Source organism: Pseudomonas tehranensis, assembly GCF_014268615.1.
Classification (GTDB): Bacteria; Pseudomonadota; Gammaproteobacteria; order Pseudomonadales; family Pseudomonadaceae; genus Aquipseudomonas; species Aquipseudomonas tehranensis.
The window spans coordinates 1-3,746 of record NZ_JABWQV010000364.1 but is presented as its reverse complement, the minus strand read 5'-3'; the positions used below and the strand labels follow the sequence as shown (position 1 = coordinate 3,746).

2 protein-coding genes are annotated in these 3,746 nt (G+C 61.0%); both read left to right on the top strand.

Features of this window, described 5'->3' with window-relative positions; genetic code table 11:
* The first annotated feature begins 181 nt into the window (after positions 1–181).
* Positions 182–964: a type I methionyl aminopeptidase gene (gene map / locus HU811_RS25835; protein WP_047227560.1), complete on the top strand. Its 783-nt coding sequence runs from the start codon at positions 182–184 to the stop codon at positions 962–964.
* A gap of 42 nt (positions 965–1,006) precedes the next feature.
* Entirely contained in the window at positions 1,007–3,709 is a 2,703-nt protein-coding gene (locus HU811_RS25830; RefSeq protein WP_186658890.1) for a [protein-PII] uridylyltransferase, read from the top strand.
* The last annotated feature ends 37 nt before the right edge of the window (positions 3,710–3,746 follow it).

Sequence of the window (3,746 nt, the reverse complement as noted above, 5' to 3'; positions counted from 1 at the left end):
GCCCCAGCGGGAGCAAGCTCCCTCGCCACGCTTTATTTATGACGCTTAACCGATCTGGTATCGCAGACAGGCGCGGATTGCCGGGATCGTCTGTTAGAATTGCGTTTTTCAGGGCCGCCCGGATCATCATCCGCCGCCTATTTCGTTTTGAACAGCGCCGCCGGGCGCAGAGAGAGCCTGTATGACCGTCACCCTCAAGACCCCCGAGGACATCGCAAAAATGCGTGTCGCCGGCAAACTCGCCGCCGATGTGCTGGAAATGATTGCCGAACACGTCAAGCCGGGCGTTACCACCGAAGAGCTGGACCGGATCTGCCACGACTATATTGTCAACGAGCAGAAAGCCATCCCTGCCCCGCTCAACTATAAAGGCTTCCCCAAGTCGATCTGCACCTCGATCAACCACGTGGTCTGCCACGGCATCCCCAACGAAAAGCCGTTGAAGGATGGCGACACCCTGAACATTGACGTTACCGTCATCAAGGACGGTTACCACGGCGACACCAGCCGCATGTTCCATGTCGGCAACGTGCCGGAATGGGCCCAGCGCCTGTCGAAAGTCACCCAGGAATGCATGTACATGGCCATCGAACTGGTGAAACCGGGCTGCCGCCTGGGAGACATCGGTGAAGTGATCCAGAAACACGCGCAGAAGAACGGCTTTTCGGTGGTGCGCGAATTCTGCGGCCACGGTATCGGCAAAGTGTTCCATGAAGAACCGCAGATCCTGCACTACGGCCGTGCCGGCACCGGCATGGAGCTGCAAGCGGGCATGACCTTCACCATCGAGCCAATGATCAACCAGGGTCGCGCCGACACCAAGGTACTGGGCGACGGCTGGACCGCCATCACCAAGGATCGCAAGCTGTCGGCCCAGTGGGAACATACCTTGCTGGTGACCGAGACTGGGTACGAGATCTTCACCCTGCGCAGCGATGACACCATCGCTCGCGTTTCCGCCTGATCCACAACCCCGCTATAGATAGAAAGAAAGGAAAGCCATTCGATGCCGCAGGTGGATCCCGAACTCTTCGACCGCGGCCAGTTCCAGGCTGAACTGGCCCTGAAGGCAAGCCCCATATCGGCCTTCAAGAAGGCGATCCGCCAGGCTCACGAAGTGCTCGACCAGCGCTTTCGCAGTGGCCGGGATATTCGCCGGCTGATCGAAGACCGTGCCTGGTTCGTCGATAACATCCTGCAAAAGGCCTGGGAGCAGTTCGACTGGAGCGAAGACGCCGACATCGCCTTGGTGGCGGTGGGTGGCTACGGGCGCGGCGAACTGCATCCCTACTCCGACATCGATTTGCTGATCCTGCTGGACAGCGCCGACCATGAGGTTTTCCGCGATTCCATCGAGCGTTTCCTGACCCTGCTGTGGGACATCGGTCTGGAAGTCGGTCAAAGCGTGCGCTCGGTGCAGGAATGCGCCGACGAGGCCCGCGCCGATCTGACGGTGATCACCAACCTGATGGAAAGCCGCACCATCGCCGGCCCCGAGCGCCTGCGCCAGCGCATGCTCGAGGTCACCAGCACGGCGCACATGTGGCCCAGCAAGGACTTTTTCCTGGCCAAGCACGCCGAGCAGAAGGCCCGCCATCACAAGTACAACGACACCGAATACAACCTGGAACCCAACGTCAAAGGCTCCCCCGGCGGATTGCGGGACATCCAGACGATCCTGTGGGTTGCCCGTCGCCAGTACGGCACCCTGAACCTGCGAGCCCTGGCGGGCGAAGGCTTCCTGGTGGAAAGCGAAAACGCCCTGCTGGCCTCGTCCCAGGAATTCCTGTGGAAAGTGCGCTACGCCTTGCACATGCTTGCCGGGCGCTCCGAAGACCGCTTGCTGTTCGATCACCAGCGCTCCATCGCGAGCTTGCTGGGCTTCGAGGGCCAGGATGCCAAGCAGTCCATCGAAAACTTCATGCAGCAGTACTACCGGGTGGTGATGAGCATCGCCCAGCTCAGCGAACTGATCATCCAGCACTTCGAGGAGGTCATCCTCGCCCCCGAAGACGAAGAACCGCCGCAGCCGATCAACTCACGCTTCCAGCTCCACGACGGTTACATCGAAGCGCGCAACACCAATGTATTCCGCCGTACGCCGTTCGCCATGCTGGAGATTTTCGTGCTCATGGCCCAGCAGCCGGAAATCAAGGGGGTGCGCGCCGACACCATTCGCCTGCTGCGGGAAAACCGCCACCTGATTGATGACGACTTCCGCCACGATATCCGCAACACCAGCCTGTTCATCGAGCTGTTCAAGTGCAGGATCGGGGTGCATCGCAACCTGCGGCGGATGAACCGCTACGGCATTCTGGGGCGCTACCTGCCAGAGTTCGGCTTCATCGTCGGTCAAATGCAGCACGACCTGTTCCACATCTATACGGTCGATGCCCACACGCTGAACCTGATCAAGCACCTGCGTAAGTTGCAATACACCCAAGTATCGGAAAAATTCCCGCTGGCCAGCAAGCTCATGGGCAAGCTGCCCAAGCCCGAACTGATCTACATGGCGGGGCTGTACCACGACATCGGCAAGGGTCGCCAAGGCGATCACTCCGAGATCGGCGCGGTGGATGCCGAGGCGTTCTGCCAGCGCCATCAATTGCCGCTGTGGGACAGTCGGCTGATCGTCTGGCTGGTGCAGAATCACCTGGTGATGTCGACCACCGCCCAGCGCAAGGACCTGTCCGACCCGCAGGTGATCCACGACTTCGCCCAGACCGTCGGCGATGAAACACGACTGGACTACCTCTATGTGCTGACCGTGGCCGATATCAACGCCACCAACCCGAGCCTGTGGAATTCCTGGCGCGCCAGCCTGTTACGCCAACTCTACACCGAGACCAAGCGTGCCTTGCGCCGTGGCCTGGAAAACCCGGTGGACCGCGAAGAGCAGATCCGTCGCACCCAAACTGCCGCCCTGGACATCCTGGTGCGCGGCGGCACCGATCCGGACGACGTCGAGCAGCTCTGGTCGCAGTTGGGCGATGACTATTTCCTGCGCCACACTGCCGGCGACGTCGCCTGGCACAGCGACGCGATTTTGCAGCAACCGGCCGATGGCGGGCCGTTGGTGCTGATCAAGGAAACCACCCAGCGCGAGTTCGAGGGCGGCACGCAGATTTTCATCTACGCCCCGGACCAGCACGACTTCTTCGCCGTAACCGTGGCGGCGATGGACCAGCTCAACCTCAACATTCACGACGCCCGGGTCATTACCTCCAGCAGCCAGTTCACCCTCGACACCTACATTGTGCTCGACACCGATGGCGATTCGATTGGCGACAACCCGGTGCGGGTCAAACAGATCCGCGACGGCCTCACCGAGGCCCTGCGCAACCCGGCGGATTACCCGACCATCATCCAGCGTCGGGTCCCGCGCCAGCTCAAGCATTTTGCGTTTGCGCCCCAGGTGACGATCCACAACGACGCCCAGCGTCAGGTCACGGTGCTGGAACTCAGTGCCCCGGACCGCCCGGGCCTGCTGGCGCGGGTCGGGCATATCTTCCTGGAGTTCGACCTGTCGCTGCAGAACGCCAAGATCGCCACCCTGGGCGAGCGGGTGGAAGACGTGTTCTTCATCACCGACGCGCATAACCAGCCGCTGTCCGATCCGCAGTTGTGCAGCCGCTTGCAGGACGCGATTGTCCGGCAGCTGAGCGTCAACCAGGAACCTGATATCAACCTGACGCGTATCAATATCTGAATAAACAAACTTCCTGTGGGAGCGAGCCTGCTCGCGA